Source organism: Streptomyces katrae (genome assembly GCF_002028425.1).
Taxonomy (GTDB): domain Bacteria; phylum Actinomycetota; class Actinomycetes; order Streptomycetales; family Streptomycetaceae; genus Streptomyces; species Streptomyces katrae_A.
This window is the reverse complement of record NZ_CP020042.1, coordinates 3,266,539-3,281,996: the sequence shown is the minus strand read 5'-3', so window position 1 is coordinate 3,281,996 and position 15,458 is coordinate 3,266,539. Positions and strand designations below refer to the sequence as shown.

Here is a 15,458-nt window from a genome sequence, read left to right as displayed (position 1 = left end):
CACCCTTTCCCTGGAGCGCGTCTGATGGCCGTCAACCTGGTCAATGTCGAGGCAGTCAGCAAGGTGTACGGCACCCGTACCCTGCTCGACGGCATCTCCCTCGGCGTATCCGAGGGCGACCGGATCGGCGTGGTCGGCCGCAACGGTGACGGCAAGACCACCCTCATCCGGATGCTCGCCAAACTGGAGGAGCCCGACAGCGGCCGGGTCACCCAGAGCGGCGGCACGCGGATGGGCGTCCTCACCCAGCACGACTCCCTCGACCCCTCGGCCACCATCCGCCACGAGATCATCGGCGACATGGCCGACCACGAGTGGGCCGGCAACGCCAAGGTCCGCGACGTGCTCACGGGCCTCTTCGGCGGCCTGGACCTGCCCGGCTTCGGCCAGGGCCTGGACACCGTCATCGGCCCGCTCTCCGGCGGCGAGCGCCGCCGCATCGCCCTCGCCAAGCTGCTCATCGCCGAGCAGGACCTCCTCGTCCTCGACGAGCCCACCAACCACCTCGACGTCGAGGGCATCTCCTGGCTGGCCGGCCACCTCCAGACCCGCCGCAGCGCCCTCGTCTGCGTCACCCACGACCGCTGGTTCCTCGACCAGGTCTGCACCCGCATGTGGGACGTCCAGCGCGGCTCCGTCTACGAGTACGAGGGCGGCTACAGCGACTACGTCTTCGCCCGCGCCGAACGCGAGCGGATCGCCGCCACCGAGGAGACCAAGCGGCAGAACCTGATGCGCAAGGAGCTGGCCTGGCTGCGCCGCGGCGCCCCCGCCCGGACCTCCAAGCCCCGCTACCGCATCGAGGCCGCCAACGAGCTGATCGCCGACGTGCCGGAGCCGCGCGACAAGTCGGAGCTGATGCGCTTCGCCAACGCCCGCCTCGGCAAGACCGTCTTCGACCTGGAGAACGTCACCGTCCAGGCCGGACCCAAGACCCTCCTCAAGCACCTCACCTGGCACCTGGGCCCCGGCGACCGCGTCGGCCTCGTCGGCGTCAACGGCGCGGGCAAGACCTCCCTGCTGCGGGCCCTCGCCGAGGCCGCCCGCACCCAGGGCGAGGTCCAGCCGGCGTCCGGCGAGATCACCGTCGGCAAGACCGTCCGCCTGGCCTACCTCTCCCAGGAGGTCGGCGAGCTCGACCCGTCGCTGCGCGTCCTGGAGGCCGTCCAGCGCGTCCGCGACCGCGTCGACCTCGGCAAGGGCCGGGAGATGACGGCCGGTCAGCTGTGCGAGCAGTTCGGGTTCACCAAGGAGAAGCAGTGGACGCCCGTCGGCGACCTGTCCGGCGGTGAGCGCCGCCGGCTGCAGATCCTGCGCCTGCTGATGGACGAGCCCAACGTCCTCTTCCTCGACGAGCCCACCAACGACCTCGACATCGAGACCCTCACCCAGCTGGAGGACCTCCTCGACGGCTGGCCCGGCTCGATGATCGTGATCTCGCACGACCGGTTCTTCATCGAGCGCACCACCGACACGGTGATGGCCCTGCTCGGCGACGCGAGCCTGCGGATGCTGCCGCGCGGCCTGGACGAGTACCTGGAGCGCCGCCGGCGGATGATCGAGGCGGCCGCCCCCGCGCCCGCCCCGGCGGCCGCGGCCAAGTCGACGTCCTCCGGCGACTCCCGCGCCGCGAAGAAGGAACTCCAGAAGATCGAGCGGCAGCTCAACAAGATGTCCGACCGCGAGTCGAACCTGCACGCCCAGATCGCCGAGCACTCCACCGACTACGACAAGGTCGCCAAGCTCGACGCGGAGCTGCGCGAACTCATCTCCGAGCGGGACGAATTGGAGATGCGCTGGCTGGAACTGGCCGAGGAGGCCTGAGCCCCGGGACCCCGGGAGGCCCGATAACGGCCGCGTCACGGGCCGGTCCGCCCTTGGGAACAGGGGTGCGACCGGCCCGTTGCGTACCGGCCACGGGTGATAGAAAGGGTCGGTTCTTTTCGATCTCCGCCGGGTCCCGCCCGGTTCACCGACCGCCTGAAGCCGAAGGTATGCGCTGATGACCGAGCCGCCCCAGCCGCCGCCGAACCAGCCGCCGCCCCCTTCCGGTTACGGCCACCTCCCCGGGCCGCCCCAGCCGGGATACGGATACCCGCCGCCCGGCGGCAACCCGTACGCCCAGCAGCCGCCGACCGTTCCCCAGCCGCCGGTCCAGCCCGGCGGCTACGGCTTCCCGCCGCCGCCCGGCGGCCGCCGCAAGGGCGCGGTCCTCGTCGCGGCGGCCGCCGTGGGCGTCCTCGTCCTGGGCGCCGGCGCCTGGTTCGTCTTCGGCGGCGACGACGAGCGCCCCAAGCAGCCCGTCGCACAGGGCTCTACCCCCGCCGACCCCAAGCCCTCCGCGTCCGTGGACAAGGGCGACGGCAGCGGCAACGGCAGTGGCGAGCAGACCGACCTCAACGCGGGCCGCAAGCCCGGCGAGGACAAGGCGCTCTGGCTCAAGACCGTCAAACTCCAGAGCTCCGGCTCGGGCGGCATCTCCACCCGCGGCCAGTGGGTGGTCGGCGACACCATCGCCAAGACCATCGGCAACACCGTCGTCGGCTACGGCACGGCCGACGGCAAGGAGAAGTGGAAGATCGACGTCCGAGCGGAGATCTGCGGGATCGCCGCCCAGGCCACCGCCGACGGCAAGACCGTCGTCATCGTCAAGGACGGCGCCGGCTCCAATGCCGAGTGCAACCAGCTGAAGCAGATCGACCTCAAGGCCGGCAAGGAGGGGTGGACCAAGGAGGTCGTCAAGGAGAGCCTGTTCGGCGGCGGCGCCAGCGCGACCCTGAGCCTCACCGGCGACACCGTCGTCGTCAACCGGCTCGGCGGCACCAGCGCCTACCGCGTCAGCACCGGCGACAAGCTCTTCTCCGGCAACGTCCCCGAAGGCTGCCAGCCCACCCAGTACGCCGCCGGCCGCGACAAGGTGCTCGGCATCGCCCTGTGCATGGACGCCGACCGCACCGTCGAGGTCCAGGACGCCGACCCGGTCACCGGCAAGAAGAGCTGGGCCTACCGGCTCCCCAAGGGCTGGCAGGTCAACGGCGTCTACTCCGTCTTCCCGGCCGTCCTCGACATCGGCAACCGCGACACCAAGGAACGCGCCGTCATCGCCCTGACCGCCGACGGCAAGAAGCGCTCCGCCATGGCCGCCGAAGGCTCCTTCGCCGTCAACTGCGGCAGCAGCACCCTCGACGACCTCCAGGGCTGCGGCGACGCCGCCGTCGACGGCGACACCCTCTACCTGATGACCGACACCAAGGGCGGCGACAACAACGAGATCGTCGCCTTCGACCTCGCCACCGGAAAGCCCAAGTGGCGCCGGGCCGCCGGCGACAAGCGGAGCCTGAGCCCCCTCAAGGCCGCGGGCGGACAGCTGATCGCCTACCACACCGGCGCCCTCGACCAGCCCGGCGAGATCATCTCGATCCCGGTGGCCGGCGGCACGCCCACGACGCTGCTGCGCCTGCCCTCGGGACCGGCCGCGAAGATCGAAGGCTCCTTCATGTTCTCCCAGAGGGCCTTCCAGGACGGCCGTTTCTTCCTGTCCGTGACCACCCTGATGGCCAACAGCACGGACGAGAAGTTCCTGATGGCATTCGGCAAGTGAACGAGTCCACCGAGCCGCCCACCGAGAGGCAGTAGCAGCAGATGAGCACCCCGCCGCCCCCCAGCCAGCCGCCGTCCGGCGGTTTCGGCGGTCCCCCGCCGCCGCCCGGCCCGCCGCCGGGGCAGCCCCCGGCCGCCCCGCAGGCCCCCGGCACCCCGCCGCAGCAGCCCCCGCAGCCCGCGCAGCCTCCGCAGTCCGCCACCCAGCCCGCCCAGCCGGCCATGCCCCCGACGGCCGGCCAGCCCGGCTACGGCTACCCGCAGCAGCAGCCCGGCTACGGCTACCCGCAGCCGGGCACCCTCCAGGCCCCCGCCCCGGCGCAGCCCGCCGCAGGCGGCTCCAACGACCTGCGCAACCAGCTGCTGATCGTCGGCGCGGCCGTCCTGGCGATGGCCCTCATCATCGGCGGCGGCTTCTGGTACACCTCCGGCGACGCGGGCGGCGACAAGCCGCCCGCCGCCTCCGCGAGCGGCTCGCCCGACCCCAAGGGCCCGGCCCTGGCCGGCAGCGAGAAGGCCCCGGCCAACCCCAAGTCGAAGCCGCTGGCCAGCGCGACCACCCAGGTGTCCGGCGACAGCGTGATCGGCGTCGACGGCTCCTGGCTGACCGACACCACCTACGTCAAGTCCGACCTGGGCAAGGTCGTCGGCTACAACCTCGTCGACGGCGGCAAGAAGTGGGAACTCCCGCTCGGCGCCAACGTCTGCGGAGCCACCAAGCACATCAGCGACAACAAGACCGCCATCCTCTTCGAGGAGGGCCCGGCCACCGCCGACAAGAAGTACCCGCAGTGCACCCAGGCCGGCGTCGTCGACCTGAACACCGGCAAGCTGGTGTGGTCCGCCACCGCCAAGTCCGCCACCGGCGGCGACAAGCCGGTGGCCTTCAGCGAGATCACCATCAGCGGCCAGACCGTAGCCGCCGGCGGCCTGTACGGCGGCGCCGCCTGGAACCTCGCCGACGGCAAGCCCCTGTGGACCCCCAAGACCGACGCCCAGGGCTGCTACGACCTCGGCTACGCGGGCGGCGAAGCCCTCGCCGTCCTGCGCAAGTGCGGCGGCAACTCCGACGAGACCCTCTTCGCGCAGGCCCTCGACCCGGCCACCGGCGCGCCCAAGTACTCGTACAAGCTGTCCGCGGGCATCGAGTGGGCCGGCATCATCTCCACCAAGCCCCTCGTCATCGCCGCCAACGTCGGCAACACCGCGAAGAACGCCACCAACGTCAGCGACCTCTTCGTCCTCGACGACGCCGGCCAGCTCAAGGCCCGCATCGGCCTCTCCTCCGGCAGCTACGCGCCCCGCTGCCCGGCCACCGAGGTCGAGCAGTGCACCAACATGGTCGTCGGCAACGGCAAGGTCTACCTGCCCACGTACGAGCACCAGGGCTCCTCGCCCACCGGCCGCACCAACGAGATCGTCTCCTTCGACCTCGACACCGGCAAGGCCACCAGCGACCGCGCCGACGCGGGCGAGAAGTACGTCATGTACCCGCTGCGCATGGACGGGTCGAACATCATCGCCTACAAGGTGCCCCCGTACGACAACGGCGGGCAGGTCGTCAGCCTCGACGGCAAGACGATGAAGGAGACCGTCCTGATGCAGAACCCGGCCGCCAGCCGGAGCCAGGAGGCCGGCTTCTCCCCGGACCGCTCCGAACTGCGCTACCACAACGGCCGCCTGTTCATGTCCGAGAGCCTGGCCAGCAAGCCGTACTCCGACAAGGAGAAGGACTACCTGTTCATCTCCTTCGCCGCGAACTGACACCCGCGCCGCGCCAAGAGCGCGCGGACGCCCGCGAAAGCCCCCGGCCGGTGCCCGCCGATCGGGGGCTTTCGCGCGGTAACCACCGCGCCCCGTCGAACAAGCGTGTAGCTTGCCGGGTCAGAAGGATCTGGGGTGGGAGCCTTGATGGGCGTACGCGTCATGGTGGTCGACGAGCACCGTCTGCTGGCCGAGGCGCTCGCCTCGGCCCTGAAACTGCGCGGGCACCGGGTGCTCGCGGCGGCCGCGCCGGCGGCCGGAGCCGCCGAACTGGTCATCAGCCGCGCCCCGGAGGTGTGCCTGCTCGGCACCGCCACCCCCGCGGAGCCCGGGGTCTTCGAGCCGGTCGTGCGGATCAAGCGCGAGCGCCCGCAGATCGCCGTCGTCGTCCTCGGCCCGGTGCCGAGCCCGCGCGGGATCGCCGCCGCCTTCGCCGCCGGCGCCTCGGGCTACGTGCGCCAGGACGAGCGCATCGAAGGCGTCGAGCGGGCCCTGGCCAAGGCCCGGGCCGGGGAGGTCGTCATCTCCCCGCAGCTGCTCCAGAGCGCCTTCGCCGAGCTCCTCAACCCCGCCGCGCAGCCCGACGACGAGGGCACCCGGCTGCTGCGGCTGCTGACCCCGCGCGAGGTGGAGGTGCTGGTGCGGGTCGCCGAGGGCGAGGACACCCGGCTGATCGCCGCCGGCATGGACATCGCACCGAGCACGGCACGCACCCACGTCCAGCGGGTCCTGATGAAGCTCGGCGTGGGCTCCCGGCTGGAGGCGGCCGCGCTGGCCGCCCGCACCGGACTGCTCGACCGGGCCCCGCTGCCCGCGCCCCGGGAGCTGCCACGGGAGCTCCAGGGCCCGCAGGACCGGCCGCAGCCCGCCGCGGGCTGAGCCGCCCGGGCCCGCGATTTCCCCGGAAGCTCGGAATCCGGTAAGCCAGACACCGGCACGCGCAGTCGCGTGCTTCCGCGAGAGGTTAGGAGTGCGAGTGAGCAAGTACCTGGTCACCGGTGGTGCGGGATACGTCGGCAGTGTCGTGACCGCCCATCTCCTGGAGGCCGGACACGAGGTCACCGTCCTCGACGACCTCTCCACCGGCTTCGCCGAGGGCGTCCCCGCCGGCGCCACCCTCGTCAACGGCCGCATCCAGGACGCCGCCCGCCACCTGGACCCCTCCTACGACGCCGTGCTGCACTTCGCGGCCTCCTCGCAGGTCGGGGAGTCCGTCGTGAACCCCGGCAAGTACTGGGACAACAACGTCGGCGGCACCCTCGCCCTGCTCACCGCCATGCGCGAGGCCGGGGTGCGCACCCTCGTCTTCTCCTCCACCGCCGCCACCTACGGGGAGCCCACCGAGGGCGCGCTCACGGAGAGCTCCGCGACCGCCCCCACCAACCCGTACGGCGCCTCCAAGCTGGCCGTCGACCACATGATCGCGGGGGAGTGCGCGGCGCACGGCCTCGCGGCGGTCTCCCTGCGCTACTTCAACGTGGCAGGCGCCTACAAGGAGTTCGGCGAGCGCCACGACCCCGAGACCCACCTGATCCCGCTCGTCCTCCAGGTCGCCCTCGGGGAGCGCGAGGCCATCTCGGTGTTCGGGGAGGACTACCCGACCCCCGACGGCACCTGCGTGCGCGACTACATCCACGTCGCCGACCTCGCCGAGGCCCACCTCGCGGCGCTGCGGGTCGCGGCCGGGGGCGAGCACCTGATCTGCAACCTCGGAAACGGCAGCGGCTTCTCGGTGCGCGAGGTCATCGAGACGGTCCGCAAGGTCACCGGCCGCGACATCCCCGAGGTGGTCGCCCCCCGCCGGGCCGGCGACCCCGCGGTCCTGGTCGCCTCCGCGCGCACGGCGCACGAACGCCTCGGCTGGACCCCGACCCGCTCGGACCTCACGAACATCGTGGCGGACGCCTGGGACTTCGCCCGCAGACAGCGTTCCTGACGCTCCGGCCGCCCGGGGGGCGCGCGCCCCCTGAGCCCCCCGTGCGCCGGTCCTCCGGCGTCCCGCCGCGCCCCCCGCACCGTCCGGTGCGGGGGGCGCACGCACATCCGGCGAGCGCGGTGGACGGGCGCCCTGCGCGGGCGCCCGGCGTGCGTACGCCGGGTGAAGTGGACGCCGTGCAACTGCCTGGGGCACGCGCCGGGTAGGCAATCTGGAGGGAATCTGGAGGGAATCCCGTTCCCGGGCTTCCGGACAGTCGAAATCCGGCCACCGCGGAAGCCGTTGCGGAGCCCGCGACCCGAAAATCGCTCGGAAAACTTCTGCTATTCGGCCAACCACGGGACGCCCCCCGTCCTACGCTGATGAAGGACGCCGGTGGGGGCCGGTGTTGATTCAGGGGTCGAGACACGCCGGGTACGGCGTCCGGTCCCGGGTAGGTGCACCAGAAGTCGCGGCGGCGGCCGCGGCGGCCCGTGGGCCACCCGGCCGGGCGTCGTACCCGTAGTCGTCCGTTCCCCGACCCTTGGGGGTTTTGTGGTTCGTATCCGGGTCCTGGTGGTCGACGACCACCGCATCTTCGCCGAATCTCTCGCGGCCGCGCTCGCGGCCGAACCGGACGTGGACGTGTCCGCGGCCGGCAGCGGCCCCGCGGCCCAGCGCTGCCTGGAGCGCGCGGCCGCCGAAGGCCGCCGCTTCGACGTGCTGCTGGTCGACGCCGACCTCGGAGCGGCCGCCGCGCCCACCGCCCCGGGCACACCGGCGGTCCCGGGCCCGCCGGGGACGCCCGGCCCGCCCGGTACGGCCGCCGGGGCCGGTACGGGCGCGGTGCTGCCCGTCCCCGGCCAGCGGGCGCCCGGTGCCCCGTCCCCGCCGCCGGCGGACGGGATCGCGCTGGTCGCCGGGGTGCGCACCGCCCATCCCGGCGTCCGCACGGTGGTCCTGGCCGAGCGGGACGACGCGCGCCGGGCCGCCCTCGCCCTGCAGGCCGGGGCCTCCGGGTGGGTGGCGAAGGACTGCTCGCTGTCGCGGCTGCTCGCCGTGATCCGGGGGGTGCTGCGCGAGGAGACCCACCTGGCGCCCGCACTGCTCACCGGGGTGCTGCGGGAGCTGACGGCCGCCCGCAAGCACCGCACCGACAGCGAACGGCTCGTGGAGTCCCTCACCCCGCGCGAGCACGAGGTGCTGCGCTGCATGGTGGCGGGGCTGGGCCGCAAGGACGTGGCGGCGCGGCTGTTCCTGTCCCCGCACACGGTCCGCACCCACATGCAGAACGTGCTGGGCAAGCTCGGGGTGCACTCCACCCTGGCGGCCGTGGCCCTGGCCCGGCGGGCCGGCGTGCGGCCCGCGGAGCTATCCGGGGATGTTGTCGAACGGAGCGGTCAACTGGCGTAGCAGGCCCGCGAGGTCGACGCGCTCGGCCGTGGAGAGCTGGGCCAGGATCGCCCGTTCCTGGGCCAGCAGCCCCGCCAGGGACTGGTCGGCGCGGTCGCGCCCCTCGGGGGTCAGCCGCACCAGCACCCCGCGGCGGTCGCTGGGGTCCGGCAGCCGCTCGACGAGGCCCTTCTTGGCCAGCCGGTCGATGCGGTTGGTCATGGTGCCGGAGGTGACGAGTGTCTGGGTGAGCAGTTGCCCGGGGGAGAGCTGGTACGGGGCCCCGGCGCGCCGCAGCGAGGTCAGGACGTCGAACTCCCACGGTTCGAGGCCGTGCTCGGAGAAGGCCAGCCTGCGGGCGCGGTCGAGGTGGCGTGCGAGCCGGCTGACGCGGCTGAGCACTTCGAGCGGTTCCACGTCGAGGTCAGGGCGCTCTCGCCGCCATGCCGCGACCAGTCGGTCGACCTCGTCCTCCATGCCGATCAGTGTACGGGGTCTGTCGACATGAAGTCTCTTCAAATCGAGAATCTTGACATCGAGATATATTTTCGCCGAGCATGGGCATGGAGGGGGCCGGAACGGCTTCCGCTTCCATCCGCCCCACCAGTAGGGAGGCTCGAACATGCATTCCGATACCGCGTCGGCCGTGCGCCCCCACGCCATGGACGGCTCCAGCCCCTCGGCACCCGTCTGGGACCCCCACCAGTACCTCCGGCACGCCGGCCACCGAACCCGCCCCTTCCTCGACCTGCTGACCCGCATACCAGAGCTCCCCACCGACCCGGCCGCCCGCATCGCCGACCTGGGCTGCGGCCCCGGCAACGTCACCGCACTCCTCGCCGACCGCTGGCCCGGGGCCCACATCACCGGCTTCGACCTCTCGCCCGACATGCTCCGCCTCGCCGAGGCCGAACACGCCGGACCCACCCCCGGCGGCGGCCGCCTCGACTTCCGCCCCGGCGACATCACCACCTGGATGCCCGAGGAGACCTACGACCTGATCGTCTCCAACGCCGCCCTCCAGTGGGTCCCCAGCCACCCCGGCTCCTTCGCCGCCTGGATCAACGGCCTGCGCCCCGGCGGAACCTTCGCCTTCCAGATCCCTGCCAACTTCACCGCTCCCAGCCACCGGCTCCTCGCCGAACTCTGCGACACCCCCCGCTGGCGCGAACGCCTCGCCGGCCACGGAGCCCGCTACATCCACATCCTCGAACCCGCCGAATACCTCGCCCGGTTCACCGAACTCGGCTGCGAGGTCGAGGTCTGGGAGACCACCTACTACCAGATGTTGCAAGGCCCCGACCCCGTCCTGGACTGGGTCAAGGGAACCGCCCTGCGCCCCGTGCTCACCGCCCTCGGCGACGACCGCGACTCCGCCGAGCGGTTCCTCGCCGAATACCGCGAAGCCCTGCGCCTCGCCTACCCCAGCGGCCCCAGGGGCACCGTCTTCCCCTTCCGCCGCATCTTCGCCATCGCACGCAGGGAGGCATGACCGTGCTGAGCGCAGTCGACCACGTCCAGCTCGCCGCACCCCCCGGATCGGAGGACCGGCTCCGCGCCTACTACCAAGGCGTCCTGGGCATGACCGAGATCTCCAAACCCCCCGTCCTCGCCGCGCGCGGGGGCTGCTGGTTCGCCGCGGGCGCGGTACAGCTGCACCTGGGGGTGGAAGAGGACTTCCGGCCCGCCCGCAAGGCACACCCCGGACTGCGCGTCACCGGCATCGAGGAGTACGCCGGCAGACTCCGCGCACGCGGAGCGGACGTCGTCTGGGACGACAACCTGCCGGGCCACCGGCGCTTCTACTCGCACGACCCCGTCGGCAACCGGCTGGAGTTCCTCGAACCCCTCCCCGGCCACTGAGCACCACCCGCCCCAGCCGGGCGGCCCGCACACGACGGCGCCCCGCCACCGGAAACCCGGTGGCGGGGCGCCGCCCCGCCCGCACCACGCGGGGATCAGCTCTTGCGGTGGCCCACCAGCCGCGGCCGGGCCTCCAGGTTCTCCAGCCCGTGCCAGGCCAGGTTCACCAGGTGCGCCGCCACCTCCGCCTTCTTCGGCCGCCGCGTCTCCACCCACCACTGGCCCGTCAGCGCCACCATCCCCACCAGCGCCTGCGCGTACAGCGGCGCCAGCTTCGGATCAAAACCCCGCGCCTTGAACTCCAGGCCCAGGATGTCCTCCACCTGCGTGGCGATGTCACTGATCAGCGAAGCGAACGTGCCCGTCGACTGCGCCACGGGAGAGTCCCGCACCAGGATCCGGAACCCGTCCGTGTAGTTCTCGATGTAGTCCAGCAGCGCGAACGCCGCCTGCTCCAGCAGCTCCCGCGGATGCCCGGCCGTCAGCGCGCCCGTCACCCCGTCCAGCAGCTGGCGCATCTCACGGTCCACGACGACCGCGTACAGGCCCTCCTTGCCGCCGAAGTGCTCGTACACCACCGGCTTGGACACCCCGGCCTTGGCCGCGATCTCCTCCACCGAGGTGCCCTCGAACCCCTTCTCGGCGAACAGGGTGCGGCCGATGTCCAGCAGTTGCTGGCGCCGCTCGGCGCCCGTCATCCGGACCCGGCGTCCCCGCCTGGGCTTGTCGCTGCTGGTACTGCTGCCGTCGATCGCCACGTCCCCCATCATGCCGCGTTCGAGCTCTTGCCCCTGCGCCGGGCGTCGATCCTCGCCCCCGACGGCCAGCGCACGTCCGAGGCCCAGCCCGCCAGCTCGAACCACCTGATCAGCCGCGCACTCGAGTCCACCTGCCCGCGCAGCACACCGTGCCGCGCCGACGTCGGATCCGCGTGGTGCAGGTTGTGCCAGGACTCCCCGCACGACAGCACCGCCAGCCACCACACGTTGCCGCTGCGGTCCCGCGAACGGAACGGCCGCTTGCCCACCGCATGACAGATCGAATTGATCGACCACGTCACATGGTGCAGCAGCGCCACCCGCACCAGCGAACCCCAGAAGAACGCCGTGAACGCCCCCCACCACGACATCGTCACCAGGCCCCCCACCAGCGGCGGGACCGCCAGCGACACCGCCGTCCAGAGGATGAAGTCACGGCTGATCCGCCGGATCACCGGATCCCGGATCAGATCCGGCGCGTACTTCTGCTGGTCCGTCTGCTCCTCGTCGAACAGCCAGCCGATATGCGCCCACCACAGGCCCTTCATCAGCGCCGGCACGCTCTCCCCGAACCGCCACGGCGAATGCGGGTCACCCTCGTGATCGGAGAACTTGTGGTGCTTGCGGTGGTCCGCCACCCAGCGCACCAGCGGCCCCTCCACCGCGAGCGACCCCATCACCGCCAGCGCGACCCTCAGCGGCCGCTTCGCCTTGAAGGAACCGTGCGTGAAATAGCGGTGGAAACCGATGGTGATCCCATGGCACGCCAGGAAGTACATGAACACCATCAGACCGAGGTCCAGCCAGCTCACCCCCCAGCCCCAGGCCAGCGGCACCGCCGCCAGCAACGCCAGGAACGGCACGGTGATGAACAGGAGCAGCGCCACCTGCTCCACGGAACGCTTCTGCTCGCCGCCGCGCGTCGCGGACGGCACTGGACTACCGGAAGACGCCGAAGCGCCCTCCATCAGATCGGTACTGAGGGTCATCAAGGATCCCCTAGGGGGGTGAGAAGCCGGCAGGTGCCCCGGTCACGACCCAGACCTACGGATCCGTAACCTACGGCAACGTAAGTATGGCAAAACCCTCCCGTCCGGCAAGAGGAGCACGCCCTCACCACCGACCTCACCACCCGCCCGAGCCCCCCACGGCCCCCCGCACCACGCCGCTCCGCCAGCACACCGGCACGCTCTGCCAGGGCACAGGGGCGCGCCGCCTATCCTGGTGTCGTCGGACAGCGCGGTCCGCACGGGCAGCCCGGGCTGCGCACCCCATCGGCACCGCCGCACGCGCACCCCGGGAGCCCACAGCCCAGTAGCGCTCGAACACTGCAAGGAGCCGCACCTGTGAGCAGTGCTGACCAGGCCGCCCAGGCCCCCGTCACCCAGCCCGCCGCCCCGACCGACCGCACGCACGCCGCGCAGACGGCCAACGCGGAGCTGCGCGCCGACATCCGCCGCCTCGGCGACCTCCTCGGCGAGACCCTCGTCCGCCAGGAGGGCCAGGACCTCCTCGACCTCGTCGAACGCGTCCGCGCACTGACCCGCACCGACGGCGAGGCCGCGGCCGCCCTGCTCGGCGACACCGACCTGGAGACCGCCGCCAAGCTCGTGCGCGCCTTCTCCACCTACTTCCACCTCGCCAACATCACCGAGCAGGTCCACCGCGGCAAGGAACTGCGCGCCCACCGCGCCGCCGAAGGCGGGCTCCTCGCCCGCACCGCCGACATGCTCAAGGACGCCGACCCCGAACACCTGCGCGAGACGGTCAAGAACCTCAACGTCCGCCCCGTCTTCACCGCACACCCCACCGAAGCCGCCCGCCGCAGCGTCCTCAACAAGCTCCGCCGCATCGCCGCCCTCCTCGAAGAGCCCGTCACCGGAGCCGGCGACCGCCGCCGCCACGACCTGCGCCTCGCCGAGAACATCGACCTCGTCTGGCAGACCGACGAACTGCGCGTCGTGCGCCCCGAACCCACCGACGAGGCCCGCAACGCCATCTACTACCTCGACGAACTCCACGCCGACGCCGTCGGCGACGTCCTCGAGGACCTCGCCGCCGAACTCCAGCGCGTCGGCGTCGAACTCCCCGCCGGCACCCGCCCCCTCACCTTCGGCACCTGGATCGGCGGCGACCGCGACGGCAACCCCAACGTCACCCCGGAAGTCACCCGGGACGTCCTGATCCTCCAGCACGAACACGGCATCACCGACGCCCTCGAACTCATCGACTTCCTGCGCGGACTGCTCTCCAACTCCATCCGCTACACCGGCGCCACCGAGGAACTCCTCACCTCCCTCCAGGCCGACCTCGAACGCCTCCCCGAGATCAGCCCCCGCTACAAGCGCCTCAACGCCGAAGAGCCCTACCGCCTCAAGGCCACCTGCATCCGCCAGAAGCTCCTCAACACCCGCGAACGCCTCGCCAAGGACACCCCCCACGAGGAAGGCCGCGACTACCTCGGCACCGCCGAGCTCCTCACCGACCTCACCCTCATCCAGACCTCCCTGCGCGAACACCGCGGCGCCCTCTTCGCCGACGGCCGCATGGACCGCACCATCCGCACGCTGGCCGCCTTCGGCCTCCAGCTCGCCACCATGGACGTCCGCGAACACGCCGACGCCCACCACCACGCCCTCGGCCAGCTCTTCGACCGCCTCGGCGAGGAATCCTGGCGCTACGCCGACATGCCCCGCGACTACCGGCAGAAGCTCCTCGCCAAGGAACTCCGCTCCCGCCGCCCCCTCGCCCCCACCCCCGCACCCCTCGACCCGGCCGGCCAGAAGACCCTCGGCGTCTTCTCCGCCATCAAGGACGCCTTCGAGAAGTTCGGCCCCGAAGTCATCGAGTCCTACATCATCTCGATGTGCCAGGGCGCCGACGACGTCTTCGCCGCCGCCGTCCTCGCCCGCGAAGCCGGCCTCCTCGACCTCCACGCCGGCTGGGCCAAGATCGGCATCGTCCCCCTCCTGGAAACCACCGACGAGCTCCGCGCCGCCGACGTCATCCTCGACGACATGCTCGCCGACCCCTCCTACCGGCGCCTCGTCTCCCTGCGCGGCGACGTCCAGGAGGTCATGCTCGGCTACTCCGACTCCAGCAAGTTCGGCGGCATCACCACCAGCCAGTGGGAGATCCACCGCGCCCAGCGCCGCCTGCGCGACGTCGCCCACCGCCACGGCGTACGCCTGCGCCTCTTCCACGGCCGCGGCGGCACCGTCGGCCGCGGCGGCGGCCCCTCCCACGACGCCATCCTCGCCCAGCCCTGGGGCACCCTCGAAGGCGAGATCAAGGTCACCGAACAGGGCGAGGTCATCTCCGACAAGTACCTCGTCCCCTCCCTGGCCCGCGAGAACCTGGAACTGACCGTCGCGGCCACCCTCCAGGCCTCCGCCCTGCACACCGCACCCCGCCAGTCCCCCGACGCCCTCACCCGCTGGGACGCGGCCATGGACATCGTCTCCGACGCCGCCCACGCCGCCTACCGCGAACTCGTCGAAGACCCCGACCTGCCCGCCTACTTCTTCGCCGCCACCCCCGTCGACCAGCTCGCCGACCTCCACCTCGGCTCCCGGCCCTCCCGCCGCCCCGACTCCGGCGCCGGCCTCGACGGCCTGCGCGCCATCCCCTGGGTCTTCGGCTGGACCCAGTCCCGCCAGATCGTCCCCGGCTGGTACGGCGTCGGCTCCGGCCTCAAGGCCCTGCGCGAATCCGGCCAGGACGACGCCCTCGGCGAGATGGGCCAGAAGTGGCACTTCTTCCGCAACTTCCTGTCCAACGTCGAGATGACCCTCGCCAAGACCGACCTGCGCATCGCCCGCCACTACGTCGACACCCTCGTCCCCGAGGACCTCAAGCACGTCTTCGCCCGCATCGAGGCCGAACACGAACTCACCGTCCGCGAGGTCCTGCGCATCACCGGCGGCGAGAAGCTCCTCGACTCCCAGCCCGTCCTCCAGCAGACCTTCGCCGTCCGCGACGCCTACCTGGACCCCATCTCCTACCTCCAGGTCTCCCTCCTCGCCCGCCAGCGCGCCGCCGCCGCCCGCGGCGAAACCCCCGACCCGCTCCTCGCCCGGGCCCTCCTCCTCACCGTCAACGGCGTCGCCGCCGGCCTCCGCAACACCGGCTGACCCCACCAGGACACGACGGAGCCCCCCGCACCA

General features: G+C 72.1%; 12 protein-coding genes. 9 read left to right on the top strand and 3 right to left on the bottom strand.

Annotated features, from left to right (window positions below):
• Positions 1 to 24 precede the first annotated feature (24 nt).
• The 6 genes from B4U46_RS14695 to B4U46_RS14670 all read left to right on the top strand — a co-directional run bounded on the left by B4U46_RS14695 (position 25) and on the right by B4U46_RS14670 (position 8,692).
• Positions 25 to 1,824, top strand: a complete 1,800-nt coding sequence (locus B4U46_RS14695) for an ABC-F family ATP-binding cassette domain-containing protein (protein WP_079427673.1) — start codon at positions 25 to 27, stop codon at positions 1,822 to 1,824.
• A 178-nt stretch (positions 1,825 to 2,002) separates the two neighbouring features.
• Positions 2,003 to 3,601, top strand: a complete 1,599-nt coding sequence (locus tag B4U46_RS14690) for a PQQ-binding-like beta-propeller repeat protein (protein ID WP_079427671.1) — start codon at positions 2,003 to 2,005, stop codon at positions 3,599 to 3,601.
• A gap of 41 nt (positions 3,602 to 3,642) precedes the next feature.
• Positions 3,643 to 5,364, top strand: coding sequence for a PQQ-binding-like beta-propeller repeat protein (locus B4U46_RS14685; protein WP_079427669.1), 1,722 nt, complete (start codon positions 3,643 to 3,645; stop codon positions 5,362 to 5,364).
• 147 nt (positions 5,365 to 5,511) lie between these two features.
• Positions 5,512 to 6,243, top strand: coding sequence for a response regulator transcription factor (locus tag B4U46_RS14680; RefSeq protein WP_079427667.1), 732 nt, complete (start codon positions 5,512 to 5,514; stop codon positions 6,241 to 6,243).
• Positions 6,244 to 6,340: 97 nt separating this feature from the next.
• Positions 6,341 to 7,300, top strand: a complete 960-nt coding sequence (galE, locus tag B4U46_RS14675; protein WP_079427665.1) for a UDP-glucose 4-epimerase GalE — start codon at positions 6,341 to 6,343, stop codon at positions 7,298 to 7,300.
• A 534-nt stretch (positions 7,301 to 7,834) separates the two neighbouring features.
• The gene (locus B4U46_RS14670) at positions 7,835 to 8,692 is read left to right on the top strand and encodes a response regulator transcription factor (protein ID WP_079427663.1); all 858 of its coding nucleotides are present in this window, start codon (positions 7,835 to 7,837) and stop codon (positions 8,690 to 8,692) included.
• Here B4U46_RS14670 and B4U46_RS14665 read toward each other — a convergent pair.
• Positions 8,651 to 9,148 carry a MarR family winged helix-turn-helix transcriptional regulator gene (locus B4U46_RS14665; protein ID WP_079427661.1) on the bottom strand — a complete coding sequence of 166 codons (498 nt, stop codon included), beginning with the start codon at positions 9,146 to 9,148 and terminating at the stop codon, positions 8,651 to 8,653. The genes B4U46_RS14670 and B4U46_RS14665 overlap by 42 nt on opposite strands.
• A 145-nt stretch (positions 9,149 to 9,293) precedes the next feature.
• On the opposite strand from B4U46_RS14665, the gene B4U46_RS14660 reads away from it, so the two are divergent.
• Both B4U46_RS14660 and B4U46_RS14655 read left to right on the top strand, forming a co-directional pair.
• Positions 9,294 to 10,163, top strand: coding sequence for a trans-aconitate 2-methyltransferase (locus B4U46_RS14660; protein ID WP_079427659.1), 870 nt, complete (start codon positions 9,294 to 9,296; stop codon positions 10,161 to 10,163).
• 2 nt (positions 10,164 to 10,165) lie between these two features.
• On the top strand, positions 10,166 to 10,534 hold the full coding sequence (locus B4U46_RS14655) for a VOC family protein (protein ID WP_079431760.1): 369 nt from the start codon (positions 10,166 to 10,168) through the stop codon (positions 10,532 to 10,534).
• Between the two features lie 95 nt (positions 10,535 to 10,629).
• Here the strand turns inward: B4U46_RS14655 and B4U46_RS14650 are convergent, their stop codons facing one another.
• Entirely contained in the window at positions 10,630 to 11,304 is a 675-nt protein-coding gene (locus B4U46_RS14650) for a TetR/AcrR family transcriptional regulator (RefSeq protein ID WP_079427657.1), read from the bottom strand.
• Positions 11,301 to 12,281, bottom strand: a complete 981-nt coding sequence (locus B4U46_RS14645) for an acyl-CoA desaturase (RefSeq protein WP_079427655.1) — start codon at positions 12,279 to 12,281, stop codon at positions 11,301 to 11,303. Before B4U46_RS14645 ends, B4U46_RS14650 begins: the two co-directional genes overlap by 4 nt.
• 450 nt (positions 12,282 to 12,731) lie before the next feature.
• On the opposite strand from B4U46_RS14645, the gene ppc reads away from it, so the two are divergent.
• Complete coding sequence (gene ppc, locus B4U46_RS14640; protein WP_107438426.1) at positions 12,732 to 15,425, top strand: phosphoenolpyruvate carboxylase; 2,694 nt, start codon at positions 12,732 to 12,734, stop codon at positions 15,423 to 15,425.
• Positions 15,426 to 15,458 lie beyond the last annotated feature (33 nt).

Excerpts from the sequence above, each read along its gene's own strand:
- B4U46_RS14695 (WP_079427673.1), top strand. The coding sequence starts at position 25 with ATGGCCGTCAACCTGGTCAATGTCGAGGCAGTCAGCAAGGTGTACGGC.
- B4U46_RS14690 (WP_079427671.1), top strand. The coding sequence starts at position 2,003 with ATGACCGAGCCGCCCCAGCCGCCGCCGAACCAGCCGCCGCCCCCTTCC.
- B4U46_RS14685 (WP_079427669.1), top strand. The coding sequence starts at position 3,643 with ATGAGCACCCCGCCGCCCCCCAGCCAGCCGCCGTCCGGCGGTTTCGGC.
- B4U46_RS14680 (WP_079427667.1), top strand. The coding sequence starts at position 5,512 with ATGGGCGTACGCGTCATGGTGGTCGACGAGCACCGTCTGCTGGCCGAG.
- B4U46_RS14665 (WP_079427661.1), bottom strand. The coding sequence starts at position 9,148 with ATGGAGGACGAGGTCGACCGACTGGTCGCGGCATGGCGGCGAGAGCGC.
- B4U46_RS14660 (WP_079427659.1), top strand. The coding sequence starts at position 9,294 with ATGCATTCCGATACCGCGTCGGCCGTGCGCCCCCACGCCATGGACGGC.
- B4U46_RS14650 (WP_079427657.1), bottom strand. The coding sequence starts at position 11,304 with ATGATGGGGGACGTGGCGATCGACGGCAGCAGTACCAGCAGCGACAAG.
- B4U46_RS14645 (WP_079427655.1), bottom strand. The coding sequence starts at position 12,281 with ATGACCCTCAGTACCGATCTGATGGAGGGCGCTTCGGCGTCTTCCGGT.